The 16785-nt window shown below is 47.4% G+C and carries 15 protein-coding genes; 5 read left to right on the top strand and 10 right to left on the bottom strand.

Features of this window, described 5'->3' with window-relative positions; genetic code table 11:
- Positions 1 to 22: 22 nt before the first annotated feature.
- The 4 genes from AC07M6_RS17075 to AC07M6_RS17060 form a co-directional block, all read right to left on the bottom strand.
- Positions 23 to 388, bottom strand: a complete 366-nt coding sequence (locus AC07M6_RS17075; RefSeq protein ID WP_494891969.1) for a glyoxalase superfamily protein — start codon at positions 386 to 388, stop codon at positions 23 to 25.
- A 131-nt stretch (positions 389 to 519) separates the two neighbouring features.
- On the bottom strand, positions 520 to 1377 hold the full coding sequence (locus tag AC07M6_RS17070) for an ankyrin repeat domain-containing protein (protein WP_494891475.1): 858 nt from the start codon (positions 1375 to 1377) through the stop codon (positions 520 to 522).
- A gap of 1 nt (position 1378) precedes the next feature.
- Positions 1379 to 1525 (bottom strand): hypothetical protein, encoded by a 147-nt coding sequence (locus tag AC07M6_RS17065; protein WP_494891473.1) that lies wholly within the window; start codon positions 1523 to 1525, stop codon positions 1379 to 1381.
- Positions 1526 to 1533: 8 nt separating this feature from the next.
- Complete coding sequence (locus tag AC07M6_RS17060) at positions 1534 to 1965, bottom strand: VOC family protein (protein ID WP_494891471.1); 432 nt, start codon at positions 1963 to 1965, stop codon at positions 1534 to 1536.
- A 268-nt stretch (positions 1966 to 2233) separates the two neighbouring features.
- On the opposite strand from AC07M6_RS17060, the gene AC07M6_RS17055 reads away from it, so the two are divergent.
- From AC07M6_RS17055 to AC07M6_RS17040, 4 genes are all read left to right on the top strand, one after another.
- Positions 2234 to 2953, top strand: a complete 720-nt coding sequence (locus AC07M6_RS17055) for a 3-keto-disaccharide hydrolase (protein WP_494891469.1) — start codon at positions 2234 to 2236, stop codon at positions 2951 to 2953.
- Positions 2954 to 2977: 24 nt separating this feature from the next.
- On the top strand, positions 2978 to 4711 hold the full coding sequence (locus AC07M6_RS17050; protein WP_494891467.1) for a GMC family oxidoreductase: 1734 nt from the start codon (positions 2978 to 2980) through the stop codon (positions 4709 to 4711).
- 11 nt (positions 4712 to 4722) lie between these two features.
- Positions 4723 to 5343 (top strand): gluconate 2-dehydrogenase subunit 3 family protein, encoded by a 621-nt coding sequence (locus AC07M6_RS17045; protein ID WP_494891465.1) that lies wholly within the window; start codon positions 4723 to 4725, stop codon positions 5341 to 5343.
- Positions 5344 to 5487: 144 nt separating this feature from the next.
- Positions 5488 to 6222, top strand: coding sequence for a LolA family protein (locus tag AC07M6_RS17040; RefSeq protein WP_494891463.1), 735 nt, complete (start codon positions 5488 to 5490; stop codon positions 6220 to 6222).
- Positions 6223 to 6461: 239 nt separating this feature from the next.
- Here AC07M6_RS17040 and AC07M6_RS17035 read toward each other — a convergent pair whose 3' ends face one another.
- The 5 genes from AC07M6_RS17035 to AC07M6_RS17015 all read right to left on the bottom strand — a co-directional run bounded on the left by AC07M6_RS17035 (position 6462) and on the right by AC07M6_RS17015 (position 14082).
- Complete coding sequence (locus tag AC07M6_RS17035; RefSeq protein WP_494891461.1) at positions 6462 to 8567, bottom strand: hypothetical protein; 2106 nt, start codon at positions 8565 to 8567, stop codon at positions 6462 to 6464.
- A 104-nt stretch (positions 8568 to 8671) separates the two neighbouring features.
- Positions 8672 to 9550, bottom strand: coding sequence for a PfkB family carbohydrate kinase (locus AC07M6_RS17030; protein WP_494891459.1), 879 nt, complete (start codon positions 9548 to 9550; stop codon positions 8672 to 8674).
- Positions 9551 to 9656: 106 nt separating this feature from the next.
- Entirely contained in the window at positions 9657 to 10457 is an 801-nt protein-coding gene (locus AC07M6_RS17025; protein WP_494891457.1) for a DUF4249 domain-containing protein, read from the bottom strand.
- A complete protein-coding gene (locus AC07M6_RS17020) occupies positions 10448 to 13234 on the bottom strand; it encodes a TonB-dependent receptor (protein WP_494891455.1) in 2787 nt (928 codons plus the stop codon). Before AC07M6_RS17020 ends, AC07M6_RS17025 begins: the two co-directional genes overlap by 10 nt.
- Positions 13235 to 13611: 377 nt before the next feature.
- Positions 13612 to 14082, bottom strand: coding sequence for a pyrophosphohydrolase domain-containing protein (locus AC07M6_RS17015; RefSeq protein WP_494891453.1), 471 nt, complete (start codon positions 14080 to 14082; stop codon positions 13612 to 13614).
- Positions 14083 to 14211: 129 nt separating this feature from the next.
- Between AC07M6_RS17015 and AC07M6_RS17010 the strand changes: the two genes are divergently transcribed.
- Positions 14212 to 15615 carry a DUF4403 family protein gene (locus AC07M6_RS17010; protein WP_494891451.1) on the top strand — a complete coding sequence of 468 codons (1404 nt, stop codon included), beginning with the start codon at positions 14212 to 14214 and terminating at the stop codon, positions 15613 to 15615.
- A 192-nt stretch (positions 15616 to 15807) separates the two neighbouring features.
- Here AC07M6_RS17010 and rlmF read toward each other — a convergent pair whose 3' ends face one another.
- Complete coding sequence (gene rlmF, locus AC07M6_RS17005) at positions 15808 to 16776, bottom strand: 23S rRNA (adenine(1618)-N(6))-methyltransferase RlmF (RefSeq protein ID WP_494891449.1); 969 nt, start codon at positions 16774 to 16776, stop codon at positions 15808 to 15810.
- Positions 16777 to 16785: the final 9 nt, after the last annotated feature.

Below are 16785 nucleotides of genomic sequence, written 5' to 3'. Positions count from 1 at the left end.
TTGTTGGCAGACCTTTTACACATTAATCACATTCGATGCCATGCCCAAATCTAATGATGTGGCCGTCGGGATCCTGCACCAGCATTTCGCGCACAAACCAGGGCTTATCATCCGGAACTGACAGGATCTTCGCGCCGCGGGCTTTAATATCCTCGTAGTACGCGTCTACATCCTCCATAAAAACCGATAACCACGTACCGGGGTTGCCCTGGCCGGTCTCGCAGAAAAAGATCTGTACTTCATCTCTTACTACACCGCCAAAATCAGGCGGGTCGCCCCATTCCCACTTTTCGGTAAAGCCCAGTTTTTCGGTATAATAATTCAGGCTATTCCGCACGTTAGCGGAATAGAGTATGGGTACGGCTTTTTCAAATTTCATGGTTGCGATGTTTTGGTGATGATTTAACCACAGAGAACGCGGAGGTTTACACAGAGTTCACTGAGCGATTATTAAAAGCGATTCAAAAAACCTCCGTGAACTCTGTGGTTCTTTTCTTTGTGGCCTCTGTGGTTAAATCCTCATAACGTTCGTAAATATTTTTCTATTTCAGCGTAATTTGCTTTTAGCTTTTCGTCATTCGTTTCGGTTTGCATGTAAATGGCCCAGCCCAGCGGTGTGCCTTGGTAAACCTTGTCGGGGGCATCCAGTTTCGCCCCGGCCTCTACAAGCATTTTAACCGCCGCTAACGAGCCCGAAAACACGGCCTGATGCAAAGCCGTAGCATGCGAGTGGAAGCCGGTACTGCCCGGCGGATAGCCGTTAGGATCGGCGCCCATATCCAGCAAGTGCTTCACCATATCCGTTTTCCCGTAGAAAGCGGCGGCAGCAAGCGCCAGGCGTTTTCCATCTTCGCCGGCTTCGGCAATCAAACGGTTGATATCATTTTTACGGTCAAGGCAAACCGCAACGGGCAGGGTTAGTTTCCCGCCCCGCGCTATCAAATGGCTGGCTGCTGCTAAATTACCGTGCGCTATCGCGCCTACGCCGCCGCCGGGTGTGGCACCGGCGTCAATCAGCAGGTCTATTAATTCAATCTGTACACCGCTTTCGCGCGGGATACGGCCGGTGGTTACCAATCCCAGCGTATAATCGAGTTGTTGCTGCCAGGTATCCGGCGATTCGCGTTTTACCGCCCCAATCAGCAAGCGGGTAACATCAACAATATTGGGCGGCAGCTTAAAGTTACGGATAGGGTTATCGGCCACAAACCATAGCAGGTAAGGGTCTTTAAAATATCCCTCCTCTGCTGTTTTTGTTCGTTCCTTTACCAGTCGCGGGTTTTCGGTTACCAGTTTCTCCAACTCGCTTACATGGCCGGCATCAAGCGCGTTTACGGCTTGCAGAAATAAAGGATCGGTAATATCAGCGGTTTTCATTTCAATTCATTTTATTCGGGCAGCAGCTTGTGCTGATCAGCCATGCGTGCCGCCAGCTTTTAAATGCTGTTAACGATGTTTTGCTGGTGATGGCATTCCAAAAGCTATTGAAAATGATCATCAAAAAAACAGTGGATACTTTCATCATTAGCTTACTTATTGTTTCCATTCCGAATACCGGGTTTCTTCCGGCACATCGGTAGGGCTTTCAAATTCTAAAATATATCCGTCAGGGTCGCTAACCGTTACCACCCACATGTTATTCCCTACAAAAGGTTCGCGTACGGTTAATCCTTTGCCGGTAAATTCATGATACAGGACCAAAGCATCTTCACAAATAAAACAGATGGATACGCCATGGCCCACTGTACTTCGGGCTAATTTCGCTTTAGGGACATCCCCGTGTGGTTCCTGCAGCATTAGGGTACCCGCACCGCGTTGCAGGCAGCACCATTCAATTTTATCGCGCGGCACCCATTGGTTTATCACGTTAAACCCTAAGCCATCCACATAAAAATGGAGCGATGCCGCCATATCAGCCACCCCGAAAAAGGGTATGGTTTGGGTAATATTGGGTTTTGCAGACATGCCTATTTGCTGATGGTATAGTAAATATACAAAACGAACGAAAATTTTACGATTATTTTGCTGCTCTGCCTGTTTTACGCTCTGGTACACTTAGCCGCTTATTTAGCCCTTAAAACAATACACAAACCCACCCGGCCATGTATGTACATATTAATATAATCCATCGCAGGCCTAATATTGTCTATTGCAATAACCAACTAATTTCAGAATATTTGTTTGTAACCAATTTCAATTCCGGGGCACATAAAAATTCCCAAAAACATATCTTATGAAAATATCCGTCATATACTTACTGGCATTTGCGTTCACAGCACAATCGGCCATAGCGCAAACCCCCAACACCTTAACCAAAAAAGAAAAAAAAGAAGGCTGGAAATTACTGTTTGATGGTAAAACCACTAAAGGCTGGCATACCTATAACCGGGACACCGTCGGTTCAAAATGGCAGGTAAAAGACGGGGCCATCGTTTTTGACCCATCTAAACCCAAAAACGGCGGCGGCGATATTGTCACTAACAATGAATATGAGAATTACGAATTAAACCTGGAATGGAAAGTTGCAAAGGGCAGCAACAGCGGCATTATCTTCGATATCCAGGAATCGCCTAAATACGAAGCCACCTATCAAACCGGTCCGGAGATGCAGGTACTGGATAATATCAGCGCATCCGACAATAAAAAGCAGAACCATTTAGCCGGTTGCTTATATGATATGGCCGGCGATTCAACGGTTTCAAAGCCGGTTCCCGTTGGCCAATGGAACAAGGTACGCCTGATCCAAAACAAAGGCCACCTTACTTTTTACCTCAACGGCATCAAAACCTTTGAGGGCCAGATGGGCAGCGATGAATGGAATAAAATGATAGCCAACAGCAAGTTCCGCGATAAGTATTTTGCCGATTTTGGCAAAGTGGCTAAAGGCAAAATAGCCTTGCAGGAACATCCCGGATCGAGCGCGTGGCGCAATATTAAAATTAAACAACTCTAAATTCCCTTATATTTTATGAGCGATATGCAGATCAAAAAATCGTCGACCGTTTACGATGCCATCGTTGTGGGATCGGGTGCGGGCGGTGGTATGGCCGGTTATGTGTTGGCACATGGCGGCTTAAAGGTATTAATGCTGGAAGCCGGCCCCTGGTGGGACCCGCAAAAGGATTCCCTGCAATTAAAATTCCCGTACGAGTCGCCGCGCCGTGGTGCCGGCAGTACCCGTGCCTTCGGCGATTTTGACGCGGCTTATGGCGGCTGGGACCTGGACGGCGAACCTTATACTACAAAAGATAAAACCGAGTTTTACTGGTTCCGCTCGCGCATGCTGGGCGGGCGTACTAACCACTGGGGGCGTATCTCGCTGCGCATGGGGCCAAACGATTTTAAAAGTCACCATATAGATGGCCTGACCGACGACTGGCCAATCACCTACGACGAGGTAAAGCCTTACTACGATAAAGTTGACCGCATGATAGGCGTATACGGCACTAAAGAGAATTTGGAGAACGAGCCGGATGGTATATTCCTGCCGCCGCCAAAACCGCGCTTAAACGAATTGTTTATTAAAAAAGCGGCCGCTAAAGCGGGCGTTAAAGTAATAGCCGGCCGCGGTTCGGTTTTAACCGAGGCTTTGCCGGGTAATAAAGACCGCGGTGCTTGCTTTTTTTGCGGGCAATGCGGCCGTGGCTGTAAAGTTTATGGCGATTTCTCGGCTTCGTCCTGCCTGGTGATACCGGCCATGAAAACAGGAAACCTGAAGGTAATCCCTAACGCCATGGTGCGCGAGGTACTGACCAATAAGGAAGGCCTGGCCACCGGCGTAAGCTACGTAAGTAAGGATGATTTGCAGGAATACCAGGTAAACGCCAAAATAGTGATCCTGGGCGCCAGCGCCTGCGAGTCGGCACGTTTACTGTTAAATTCAAAATCGGCCCAGCACCCGGGTGGTTTAGCCAACAGCAGCGGCATTGTAGGTAAGTACCTGCACGATAGTACCGGGGCAAGCCTGGGCGGCTTTTTGCCGCAGTTGATGGACCGCAAACGCTATAACGAAGACGGCGTGGGCAGTGTGCACATTTACTCGCCCTGGTGGCTGGATAATAAAAAACTGGATTTCCCGCGGGGTTACCACATTGAATATGGCGCCGGTATGCGCATGCCAAGCTATGGCTTTGCCAATGGCATTCACACCAAAAACGGACTGGTACCGGGCAAAGATGGTAAAATGAAGGAAGCAGGCGGCTTTGGCGCCGATTTAAAAAATGATTACCGCCGCTTTTATGGCACAGCGGTAGGCATGGCCGGCCGTGGTACCGCCATAGCCCGCGAGGATAATTATTGCGAAATAGACGACAAAGTGGTGGACAAATACGGCATCCCGGTATTAAAGTTCCATTACAAATGGACCGATGCCGAGGTTAAACAGGCCAAGCACATGCAGGATACCTTCCAATCTATGATGCATGAAATGGGCGCTATTATTACCTCAAAAATTGAGGGGCCTGAAACCAATTACGGACTGGAAGCGCCGGGACGTATCATCCACGAGGTAGGTACTATCCGCATGGGCGACGATCCTAAAAAATCGGCCTTAAACAAATGGTGCCAGGCACACGATTGTAAAAACCTGTTTGTGGTAGATGCTGCTCCGTTTGTACAGCAGGGCGATAAAAACGCTACCTGGACCATCCTGGCGCTGAGCATGCGTACGGCCGAATATATTTTATCACAACGTCAAAAACTGAACGTTTAATTCAAATTATTATGAACAGACGTGACTCGCTTAAAGCCCTTGGCTTAACCACATTATCGGGCGCAGTATTACTGGATGCCTGCAAACCCAAAACCGGCGAAGAAGTTGCCGAAACCCCATCGGCCCCGGTTGACGGGCGGCAGCCGTTTGAGGTGGAACGCGACAAAAAACTGATGGCCGATAAATACTTTACTGACCATGAAATGGCTACCATTACTGTGCTGTGCGATATCATTATCCCCAAGGATGAAAAATCGGGCAGCGCATCTGATGCCAAAGTGCCGGAGTTTATTGAGTTTATCACCAAAGATATCCCCGAGCACCAGCTGCCCCTGCGCGGCGGCCTGAAATGGCTGGATATGCAATGCTTTAACCGCTTTAACAAAAGCTTTGTGGATAGCAGCCCCAGCCAGCAAATAGAAATGGTAACCGAAATTGCCTACCCGGCAAAAGCCAAACCCGAAATGCAACAGGGAGTAGCCTTTTTTAACCGCATGCGCGATTTAACAGCCTCCGGCTTTTTTACCAGTAAAATGGGCCTGGCCGATATTGGCTACATGGGCAACCAACCCACCAAATGGACAGGCGTACCCGAGGATGTTTTGAAGCAGTATGGGATGGAGAATGTGTAAGGTCTAATACATTAAAATGATATAAACGGATTGGATGATAAATTCAATCCGCTTTTTTGTGACATCACCCTTTTAGGGTGATTTTCTCATATGGGTGTCTGTCAAATTTTAAATCCCTTATCTTTAATGATCAATCCCATCCCCATGAAGATAAAACTTATCCTATCAGTATTGACTATATCTACTCTCCTGTCATTCGCCCCGCCTAAAACCGGCGAGGATATTGTTAAAATGATGTATAACCGCTATGCGGGCAAGTGGCATCGTACACTTACCTTCACGCAAAAAACCGAACGCTACCGCAACGACTCGCTGAAGAGCACGCAAACCTGGCACGAAGCTATGCTGGCGCCGGATAAGCTGCGCATTGATATTGAACCGCTGGCAAACGGCAACACCATCATTTTCCGTGGCGACTCTACCTATAATTTCCGTAACGGACAGTTGCGTTCGGCTAATAAAGATGAGAACGACCTGATCTTTTTGTTAGGCGGACTTTATTTTTACCCCTGGGATGCCGTTGTTGCCAAACTGAAAAGCGGCGGGTATGATCTCAGCAAATCCTACGAAACCACCTGGAAAGATAAGCCGGTGTACGTAATAGGATCCAACAACAAAGACGACCTGACCAGCAACCAACTATGGGTTGATAAAAAAGAGCTGTACCTGGTGCGTATGATTGAGCAAACCAAAGGCACCAAAGAGGAATGCATTTTTGATGACCACGTTAAAATTGGCGGCGGCTGGAGCGAGACAAAGGCCGCGTTCTATTTTGGCGGTAAACTATTACAGGTAGAAACCTATTCGGATTATAAAGAAGAGCCTGATCTGGATGAGCGGATCTTTGACCCGAAAAAGTACGAAAAGAGGAAATTATAGTCAGAAGATATAGTAGTGCTGGCGCAAGTTTAAGGGAGGGTCTGTGTGCTGGCTTAACTTGTGCCTAAAATGCCGGAAGTTTGAACTTCTGGCATGGGCTTACCACAGGTTACGCTACGCTAAACCTGCGGTAGCATGATGTTATAGTCCGGAAGTCGGAAAGACCGGAAGTCCGAAAGATATTTACTTAGCATTCCTGCTTTCGGACTTCCTGACTTATGCGGACTTTCGGACTTCTCTTATGGCAACTTATTCAACCCCTCGGCCCTAACTTTCCAGGTACCATCCTGCGGGAAACCGGGGGCATTGATATTGGGTGCACCATCCCAGCCACCAGCCATCAAAGCGGCAGCGGCCATAAAGGCGGCGTTGGCGGGCAGGTAAGCCGGGCAGGCCAATGGCTCCTTAGCCCGCTGCACATGCCCGTTCTTCAGAAATTTAGCGCCAAAGGTATCGTTAGCTAAAATATTCACGGCTTTTTGCTGTTCGCCTAAACGGGCGGCGGTTAAAGCGCCTTTGCCCAGGCTCCAGCTGATGAAGCTACGCAAGCCGCCACGGTCGTATATCGCATCAAATGTTTGTGCCATCACCTTTTCATCTATCATGGGCGTTTTAGGCAGGTAGCCCAGCGCCATAATCTGGTCGGAACCGCCATTGCCGGGGTCTGTCTCCAGCTCGGCGTAACGGCCATTACGGATAGTTGGGCGGGCCAGTTTAGCCAATATATCGTCCCAATGTTTATCCCGCGGCATACCCAATCGCTCACGCCAATCTTGCGCTACCTTTAGGCCGTAATACCATTGGGTTAATTCAAATGTGGGGTTTTGGGTCTCATTTTCGGCATTATGCTCGGCTACGCCTTTAATTGGCGGGCCAAGGATATAGCGCCCGGTCTTCACATCGAAAAAGGCGTAAGACGACAGGAACTTTGCCGATTCAAAAACCACATCGCTGTATTTGTTCAGCGTAGCTTTATCAGGATGTGCCCGATAGATCAGTTCGGCCAGGTAAATAGGGTTGCACTGATTCCAGATGATAAAGGGGTTAATACTGCCCGGACTTGGCCGCGCATCAATACCCGACATTTTGGGCCAGCGCGCGCCTTCAAAGCCCTCGCTTTTTGCCTGCGCTACCGCAATAGGCAATACCTTTTTATACCAGGCAAAGCTATGTTCCAACGATTCGGTATGCCCCCACTGATAAAACTGGGCGGCATGCCACCAGTATACTTCAGAGTTATGCTTGCCGTACCAGCTAATATGTGTCAGCCCGGTCTCCTGCGGCGGGAACGAACCCGAATAATTAACATGCAGCAGGTATTGCGATAATACCATGCGCCGTTTCAGTTCCGGCGCGCGCGGATCGGTGCTGCCGGTAAAATCTACAGCGCCGCCTTTAGTCCAGAAGTCTTTATATGATGCCGTGCTGGCGGCTTTTACGGCTGTAAATGCCGGCGTAATTTGTTTAGGCAATTCCTGCGAAAAGGCGCAGGTAATCTGCAGGCTATCGGCGCCCGTGCCTTGCAGTAAAAAGCGATGAGCGCTATCTTTTTTAAATTGCGCTTTGCCTACCCAACTCACAGTTACGTAATAAACTGTACCCTCATTACTTCTTTTTAACAGCACCTTGTTTGGGCTTTGGCTAATGATGGTGGTTTGATGGCGGTCGGCTTTAGTCCAATCGAAAGGGGGTTTATTCTTAATCGCAAAATCATAGGAATACGGAAAGCGGAAAGCTGTTTTTAATCCGCCTTTTAGCAATGCCGATCTGATTTTGAAAGCTACGGTGCTTTGGCTGGGATGGCTAACCGTTTCTACCGTTACCGGGATGCCGTTAATTTGATAATTACTGGTAATGAGGCCTTTCCATAAGTCCAGCTTTTGGTTGATGTGACTGATAGATGCCATGTCCAGCGGTTTGCCGTCGCCTTGTACCAGGCTGATCTGTCCCAGCGGCAGCGGGTGCGGGTTTTGGCGGAAGTATTCGCCGGCGGGGGTTTTCTCCTGGCTGGCATACATAATTTTACGTCCATGAAAATCGATCTCTTTCATGGCATCCTGCAATTTCAGGTTTTGTGTATTAGGGAACGAATGCCAAACCCAGGTAGACAGCGTTTCCAGCGAGATCCCGTTCTTCCAGTAATAATCTTCGAACGATTGCATCCCGGTCACATCGGCCGTATAGGCAAAATCGCCATTGCCTACCGATAATGGCGCCAGCGGATCGATTTCGACGATCTGTACATTATGCCGGTTCACCAGCGCGTAACGGTCAATGCGTTGGGCACTACTTATTGCCGGGACAATCAAACACAGGAAAGCCAGTAAGGTTAAGCGCGATCTCATAAAGGGTGGGCGTAATTAAGTTTATACCCAAAGCTAAAATAAAAACCAAATCACGCTTGTTTATCACACAGGGATGTTACACTAAACCATCCTGTACTATAGGGTTAATTACCCGTAAACCCGGCTATAAACTGCTCCACGTCTTCCACAGTACCTATAAACGCGCCCGGGGCGGCGGTTTTTAACCCGGCCATGGCGGCCGCAAATTCCCCTGAATGTTGTATCCCCGCCCCTTGTATCCGTTGATATAAATAACCTGCTATATAAGTATCACCACATCCGGTAGCATCTACCATAATAGCCGGTTCGTATGCCGGGATGGTATAAAAAACGCCATCGTGGTAAATTTGCGAACCATGGCTGCCGTTGGTGATCACTACCTCCTTAACGCCCCAGCCGGCAAGCATCCTGGCGCCATCTTTAATATCATCGCAACCAGTTAAAGCCTGCAACTCGGCAATGTCGGCTTTTACAATTTCTATGTATTGCAGGGCTTCCTTTTTTTCTGCCCAATCGGCTGTATAAACTTTTTGGTTTTCAACCCGGCGCAGGTAGCCCTGCACATCCAGGCTTACGCGGCCTTTACCGGCCAGCACCTTAATTAAACCGGTAGTGATATCATTAGCCAGCAAAGGCCCAAGGTGAAAGATCTTCGCTTCGATTAATTCGAATTGTTCTACATTAAAGGTATCGGCTGTTGCCAGCACATTTTGCGTACGCTGGTCCTGGTTTTCAGCATAGATGTTTTCAAAAAATACCGTGTGCGCACTTGGCTGCACCATAACTTCAATTCCTTTTTCCCTCAGCGCGGTTACATATTTCATTTCAGGCGCAGCCAAAGCAGTTGCCAGCAAATAGCTTACCGGTAACCGGCTTAGCGCGCAGGAAAAATAATAAGCCGTCCCCCCAGGCATATACCGCACCGATTGGGCATTAACCACTTTATCCGATGTGATGTGGCCTATACAGCAGATATCATACATGCGGGCAATAAACAAAAAAGCGTGGTGATTTACAAACGCGCGCCCTGGTTATATCCCTCAACTGCTCCTTATCTGCTGGTAATAATCCTGTTATAATGTGTAAACATCAGTACTGTGTGATGGTTAGTTTAATGGTATCGGCCTGCATACCGGTGAAAATGCCGTAACCATTGGTGATATTCCCCGGCGGATCGGACAATCGTTGCGATGTAGTATTGGCATTGCTGACCAAGATCTCCGTATAAGCTTTATCGACACTGTATAAAATAGCATTATAGCTACCTAAGTAGTTAAACGTACGGAAATAAACATCGTAATAAGCGGCCTGTTTGGCATTGAGCGTAAAATTAACCAGGCTGTTCATTTGCGGGTGCAGATTAAACGGGCTGTTATCATCATTCTTAAAAACGATGATATGATATAAGGAATCCGGGTTGCTCCATTTCAGTTTAACCGCTATTGAATCGGTTGTACCGGGCTTGGTTGTGGCAGTCGATGGAATATTGATAGTAGTGCGCGATGCCGTGTATGAAGCCGGTTTTGCCGGTATCAGTGCCGAAGCTGTTATTTCTGCATTTAAATAGCTGAACTTTAACGTATATGTTTTGCCCGATACCAGGAACGAAGTATTGGCGTAGGAATAGGTGCCGGCAAGAGTTTCGGTTAAATTTACGGTTTGGCTTCCGTCGGATATCGAAAGTTTTAAACCGGTAATTGCCGCGCCATAGGTAGCCGTATCGGCAAGCCCTTTTTGCTGGTATACCCCAATACTAACTGCCCGGCCGGGTACCAGGTAGGCAATTACTACAGGTTTATCTGTTATATCCGTTCCCGCCTTTTTGCAGGAGGCCGATACCAGTGTTATAAACAGCACAAATAATATGAGTATTTTACGGGTTATTTCCATTTTAAACTGAGGGTAAGGTTGGGTGTAAAGCCTAAATATTTTACAGCGGTGGTATAAACTATACCATTACGGATGTAGTATTGGTTATACCACGAATTGATGTGATTGTATACGTTAAATAGCGACAAGCCGATGCTGCCTACTTTAATGCCGTCTATCTTCAGCAGATCGTAGGTGGCAGAAAGGTCTAACCGGTGATAATCGGGCAGGCGCTGACCGTTTTTACCGCTGATGGTCAAATAGGTGGTTTTATTACCATCAAGCGTTTGTATGGTATAAGTACCCAAAGGTGACGTATAAGGGTGCCCGGTACTGAAGATAAAGGTGGCAGCAAAACTCCAGCGTTGCCAATGGTACATATTGATGGATTTCAGCTCGTGGGTAATATCCTGCGGCGATGAAAAATAATTATCGCCATATATCGGGAACTTGCTTTTAGCCTGTGCCAGGGTATAGCTGATCCAGCCGGTATACATTCCCGATTTTTTTTGCAGTAAAAACTCTATTCCTTTTGCATAGCCCGATCCACGGTAAAAATTCTCGGTTACGGTTGCGGTTTGGTTACTGCCGCCAAAAGGCCCGCCACCACCACCTTCCTGGCGTATAGAGTATTCGGTTAGGCCATTCAGCGTTTTGTAATAGCCCTCCACATCAAATAAAAACTGATCGGTTTCGTAGTTAAAGCCGGCTATAAAATGGTCGGCCGAGCTTACCGGGATATTGCTGTTATTGGCCATTACCCAAAAGTTGCGGTCGCCGCCGGCAATATCCTCCCTGATCACCTGGTTGGTGAACTGATAAAAGCGGCCGGTAGCGCCTTTCAGGTTCCAGCTATCGTTGATATGATAACTAAATGAGAGCCTGGGTTCGGGGTATAGCTTGCCCGTGGGGCCATAATAGGTGGTGCGCAGGCCCGGTTGGATATGCCATTTGTTATCCGGGTCTATTTCCAGTTCGGCATAGCCGCCCCCAATCAGGGCCCTGTTATGCTGACCGATCAGTTGGGTGGTGTCATTCTGATTATAGGTGTAATCAATCCCTACCGATGAACTAAAGCCGCCAAACAGCCATTTAAACTTTGATGCCGAACGCCACTCCCAGTCCGATCTCAGGCTGTAGTCCCTCAGCCGGTTATATTCTGTAGTCCCCGTGTTAATGGCTTTGGTAATACCGCTATCGGTGCTGCTTCCGGTAGTTTCATTTATACGGTTGCTGTTAAAGCCCGAGTAGCTTAGCGTAGTATTGGCAAACAGCTTACGCCCTATTACGGTATTCCATTTGATCCCGGCGCCCGTATTGCCCGATTGCTGGTTATCGTTTATCTTTAAGCTGGTACTGCTGCCGGTGGTAAACGATGGCAGGTTCATATCGCGACTGTTATCTAAATAATCGCTGCCTTTATAAAAACTCAGCGCTACGCTATTGCCCGGCGACAGCGTATATACGTATTTGGCATTAATATCATAAAAATACGATGATGGCGTGGTTTGGGCTCCAAAGCCACCCCGCCCGCCCGGGCCACCACCGGGGCCACCGCTAAAACCAGCCCCGGTTTGCGACAGGCTGGTATTGAACTTGCCAAATATCTTATCGTACAATGGCCCCTGGTACGAGCGCCTGAACGCCACCAGCGCCGATGAGTTGTTACCCACGGGGGTTTCGGCATATACATTGGTGCTGAGCAGGCTGACATCGCCGCCTATATTGGTTTCGTTTTTATTGCCGTCCTTCCCAATAATTTCGGTAACGCTGGATAACCGGCCGCCGTATTTGGCCGAGAAACCACCTTTCAGCAATTGCACATCGCGCACGGCGTTGCTGTTAAAAGCGCTGAAAAAGCCGTAAAGATGATCTACCTGATATATCGTGAAACCATCAAATGTCACCAGGTTTTGATCGGGCGTACCGCCGCGCACATAAGCGCCAGACGAGGATTCGTTAGTGGCACTTACGCCCGGCATCAGCTGGAAGGCCCGCATCACATCACGCTCGCCGATATTAGGCAGCTTATCCAGCGCGGCCGGACTAAGCTGCAGCACGCTTATTTTTTTACTGTCGGTATTTAATACGCCATTTTTTTTGCCGGTGATGGTTACCTCGTTCAGCGCATTCATTGACGGATAAAGTGAAAACACCAGGTTGCTGTTAATGCTTTTGCTATCCAGCCTGAAAGCATCGGGCTGATAGCCCGTAAAAGATACTTCTACCACAACGGTATCCGATGGTACTTTAAGTATGGTAAAGCTTCCGGTTACATTGGTAACGGTACTTAAATCGGTATGGCGCACTTTAACCGTAGCGCCGGGCAGCGATTCACCCGTATTCATATCGGTAACCTTGCCCGTTATCGGGAAGCCAAAATTCATAGGGGGCATTTTGGGCGGTTCCATCACCAGGGGCTTAACCACCATAGTAGTATTACGCAACGATTTCAGCTTTTTTAAACGCTGCAGATCGTCGGGGTTTTGCAGAATGTAAATGGTACCGTCATTCTCTATCCAGTATTGCAGATCGTTGGCCTTGCATACATATTTAAAAATATCCATTAAGCTTTCGCTGAAAAAATGATTGGCCACATTCATTTTGCTTAGCTGTTCGCGTTCAAAATAGATGGGCAGATGATATTGCGTTGCTAACGAATCGAGCATGAGGTCGAGCGTGCAAGTATAAAAGTGATCTATGATCGTCTTTTTTAATATTTTTTTGGTGTACTGTGCCGACGATGTGCCACAGAAAACAAAAGCAAAGAAGAACAGGGAGAGTAAAAATCGCTTCATTTAATACCGGTGTGTTTTAAGAAACTGTTAATAGGAAAAAGGTTGAAAAGGCCTGAAATAAACCCGTTAAATGATTTTTCGGGGGCGCTTTGGATAGTTTGTTGCGGGAGGTCCCGGCAGGGAACAAGGTATGGATGATAATAAGCGGATCGCGGCAGGGGATCCTTACAGTTAACGTAAACGCAGTGCATCATCGTGTTGAGGTTTGTGTATCAACAACTTAACAGCAATACTTTGCGTTTATTATTCTATTGTTTTAATGTATCGATGAATGGGCTAAATGTGTCGATGAATGCCAAAATCCCCATAAAATAAAAGCAGTTCCCGGGTTTGGAAACTGCTTTATGTATTAAATTCAACGGTTAGTCCCCGCTAATTTACTTCGTCATCACCTCGTTTATAGCCGCCGGCGAATAGGCTATGGATTTCAGCGTTTTATTATCAGCCGTGCGGTAAACCAAAAACAAGCCATCCATTTCTTTATAATGCGCCTCGGTATTATCCTTGGCTAAATAATGGGCAATGGTTTGCTCGGCTTCGTCTATGGTTTTGCAGGCTTTGCTCATGTTAGACCGGTGCACTTCGTCAAACAGGGACTTAAACCTATCGGCTAAGCCAAATTCCAGTATGGCGCCGGCCAGCACGTATTGCAGATCGCACAGGGCGTCGGCAACTTCTACCAAATCATTATCTTCAATGGCTTGTTGCAGTTCCTTCAATTCTTCGGCCAGCAGGGAAACGCGTAAGTTGGCCCTCTCCCTGGCGGGGATAATTGGTTTTTCCTGTATGGGGTGTTTAAATGTGCGGTGAAATTCGGCTACCTGGTTTAATGCTTGTGGTTCGTCCATTACTTAAATTTATGAATGGGTTAAATTATAAAATTAGTTTTGCCGGTACAAATACTTAATAAACCTTTATTATTTTTACGGCCATAAGGCCAATGCTATTTACCGGGCCTGTCACAATTTTCTTGAACAATGAAACTTAAACTTGTACCATTACTTGCGGTTGTTATACTGTCGTTTATATGCAATTCCTGTTCAACGCTTAAGCCACTGGCCCCGGCTACAGTTGATGCCGATATCCCCAAACTGATCCAGCCCATATCCAACGTGGAAGTGCCTATTACCGTGGACCTGAAAAATTATTTTACCCAGGCCGAAAATTCGGTACCCAATAAATATTCTGATAACCAGCAGCCTTGCCAGGGTTTGCGTTATGCCTATACTTTTACCCGTTCGCCCTTTACTATTACTGGCAGCAATAATGTGGTAAACCTGAAATTTATGGGCAGCTATGGCTTTACCGCATCCTACTGCGCCAAATGTTCGGATATCCTTGGCAGAGGGCCACAATGCCTGGTGCCCGTCTTATCTGCCCAATGTGGCGTGGGCGAACCACTGCGCCGGATGGAGATAGCCTACCGGTCTACCATTAACGTACTGCCCGATTACCGCCTAAGCTCCAAAACCATATTATTCCCTGCTCCTAATCCTATTGACAGGTGCAACGTAATGATGGGCAATATTGATGTAACCGACCGGCTGATTCAATACATTACCGCGCCGTTAAACGACCTGGGCAAACAGGTTGATGTTAAAATTGCCGCCTACAATGTGAGGCCGATGGTAGAACAGCTATGGAAAAACCTGGCGAGCGAATACAAGGTAGGCGATATGGGTTACCTGTCCATCAACCCGCAATCGGTACGGCTAAGTAGTTTTAACTTAAACGGCTCTTTATTAAACTTTTCGGTGGGATTATCGGCCCGGCCAATTGTAACCACGGTAAGCACCGCCGAGCCGGTTAAGCCCCTGCCTAATTTAACTACCTACACCCCGGCAAACGGCTTTAATATTTACCTGGACCTGCTGGAAAATTACGATCACTTAACCAGCATGGTAAACCAGCAGGTAGCGGGCCAAAAGGCCGAAGTTGCCGGCAAAACTTTCATTGTAGATAATACCAGAATTTATGGATCGGGCAAACAAATAGTGATGCAGGTTGATTTTAAAGGATCAAACACCGGTACCATTTACCTGGTAGGCACACCCACCTATAACCCGGCAACGCACGAGTTATCTTTCCCTGACATGAGCTTTGACCTGCAAACCAAAGCCTGGATGTTGAAAGCGGCCAAATGGATGTTTAACGGAAGGATCACAGATATGATCCGCCAGAAAGCTACCTATAACTTTACTAAGTTTTTGGCCGATAGCAAAACCCGTTTGCAAAAGGAGTTAAGCCGCGATTACGGCAACAATATCCGGTCGGATGTGAGCATAAAAGATTTGGATATCCAGGCTATTTTCCCAACCAGCGAAAAGCTGATCGTCCGTACTTTATCAAAGGGACAGATCAAGGTGAAGATGGTGATGTAGGTTCGGCCTATGGGTAAATAAGTATTTTTGTGATAGTGGTGATTTAACCACAAAGTTCACAAAGAAACAGCACGTTGATTAACACAAAGGCCACAAAGTTTTTTTTATTTAGACACAAAGGCCTTGTGCCCTTTGTGCTTCCCATCTTTGTGAACTTTGTGGTTAAATTCTCCTATATGCACACCTGCACATCTACAAACCTTCCCAAAACTCTTTTTTCCATTGGGCTTTTTCGGCTTCATCTAAAAAAGTCCAAGCTACTATGCGGCTGGTTTTTTGTCCGTGAACCATGTTAATGGTCCTTACATCTAAAGCATTAACCGCCTTTAGGGCCCTTTGGATAACCGGTAACGTTTCTTTTTTAGATATCAGGGTGCTGAACCACAGACATTGCTTGCCTGCCAGGGCGCTTTGCTCCACCATGCGGCGCACAAAGCCAGCTTCACCGCCATGGCACCATAATTCGGTTTTTTGCCCGCCGAAATTTAGTACGGTAGCAGGTGTATCCAAACCTAATTTTTTCCACTTGCTGGCTGTTGAGTTTTGCGCCTCCTGCAACGATGCGTGGAATGGCGGGTTGCAAATAGTGATATCAAAACCCTCGCCCGATTTAATAATGCCCTTAAAAATATTGGCCTTATTGGTTTGCAGGCGCAGCATAATTTTATCCTGGAAACTGCGGTTATGCTCTAAAATATCCTTTGCCGACCGGATAGCCAGCGGATCAATATCGGTCCCAATGAAGCGCCAGCCATATACACTGCTGCCAATTAAGGGATATACGCAATTAGCCCCCATCCCTATATCCAACACATTTATCTTTTTGCCCCTTGGCACAGTACCGCCGTTCACTTCGGCTAACAGATCGGCGGCATAATGCAGGTAATCGGCCCGGCCGGGGATGGGCGGGCAAAGGTATCCCTCGGGGATAGCCCAGTCGTTTACCCCATAGTATTGTTTAAGCAAAGCCTTGTTCAGCGCCATTACCGCCGCCGGGTCGCTAAAGTTGATCGACTCGGTATCGTAATCGTTCATCTTCACAAAGCGCTGTAATTCGGGCGTGCCTTTTATCAGCAACTTAAAATCGTACCCTTTACGGTGCGAGTTGCGCGGATGTAAGCTATCTTTTTCTACAGGTGCTTGTTTGGGGGCTGCTGGCATATTTGTTAT

This window comes from Mucilaginibacter sp. GW821-FHT07H05 (genome assembly GCF_059418485.1).
This window is presented reverse-complemented; position numbering and strand designations above follow the sequence as displayed.

Excerpts from the sequence above, each read along its gene's own strand:
- AC07M6_RS17035 (WP_494891461.1), bottom strand. The coding sequence starts at position 8,567 with ATGAGATCGCGCTTAACCTTACTGGCTTTCCTGTGTTTGATTGTCCCG.
- AC07M6_RS17040 (WP_494891463.1), top strand. The coding sequence starts at position 5,488 with ATGAAGATAAAACTTATCCTATCAGTATTGACTATATCTACTCTCCTG.
- AC07M6_RS17010 (WP_494891451.1), top strand. The coding sequence starts at position 14,212 with ATGAAACTTAAACTTGTACCATTACTTGCGGTTGTTATACTGTCGTTT.
- rlmF (WP_494891449.1), bottom strand. The coding sequence starts at position 16,776 with ATGCCAGCAGCCCCCAAACAAGCACCTGTAGAAAAAGATAGCTTACAT.
- AC07M6_RS17045 (WP_494891465.1), top strand. The coding sequence starts at position 4,723 with ATGAACAGACGTGACTCGCTTAAAGCCCTTGGCTTAACCACATTATCG.
- AC07M6_RS17060 (WP_494891471.1), bottom strand. The coding sequence starts at position 1,965 with ATGTCTGCAAAACCCAATATTACCCAAACCATACCCTTTTTCGGGGTG.
- AC07M6_RS17015 (WP_494891453.1), bottom strand. The coding sequence starts at position 14,082 with ATGGACGAACCACAAGCATTAAACCAGGTAGCCGAATTTCACCGCACA.
- AC07M6_RS17020 (WP_494891455.1), bottom strand. The coding sequence starts at position 13,234 with ATGAAGCGATTTTTACTCTCCCTGTTCTTCTTTGCTTTTGTTTTCTGT.
- AC07M6_RS17070 (WP_494891475.1), bottom strand. The coding sequence starts at position 1,377 with ATGAAAACCGCTGATATTACCGATCCTTTATTTCTGCAAGCCGTAAAC.
- AC07M6_RS17055 (WP_494891469.1), top strand. The coding sequence starts at position 2,234 with ATGAAAATATCCGTCATATACTTACTGGCATTTGCGTTCACAGCACAA.
- AC07M6_RS17050 (WP_494891467.1), top strand. The coding sequence starts at position 2,978 with ATGCAGATCAAAAAATCGTCGACCGTTTACGATGCCATCGTTGTGGGA.
- AC07M6_RS17030 (WP_494891459.1), bottom strand. The coding sequence starts at position 9,550 with ATGTATGATATCTGCTGTATAGGCCACATCACATCGGATAAAGTGGTT.
- AC07M6_RS17025 (WP_494891457.1), bottom strand. The coding sequence starts at position 10,457 with ATGGAAATAACCCGTAAAATACTCATATTATTTGTGCTGTTTATAACA.
- AC07M6_RS17065 (WP_494891473.1), bottom strand. The coding sequence starts at position 1,525 with ATGATGAAAGTATCCACTGTTTTTTTGATGATCATTTTCAATAGCTTT.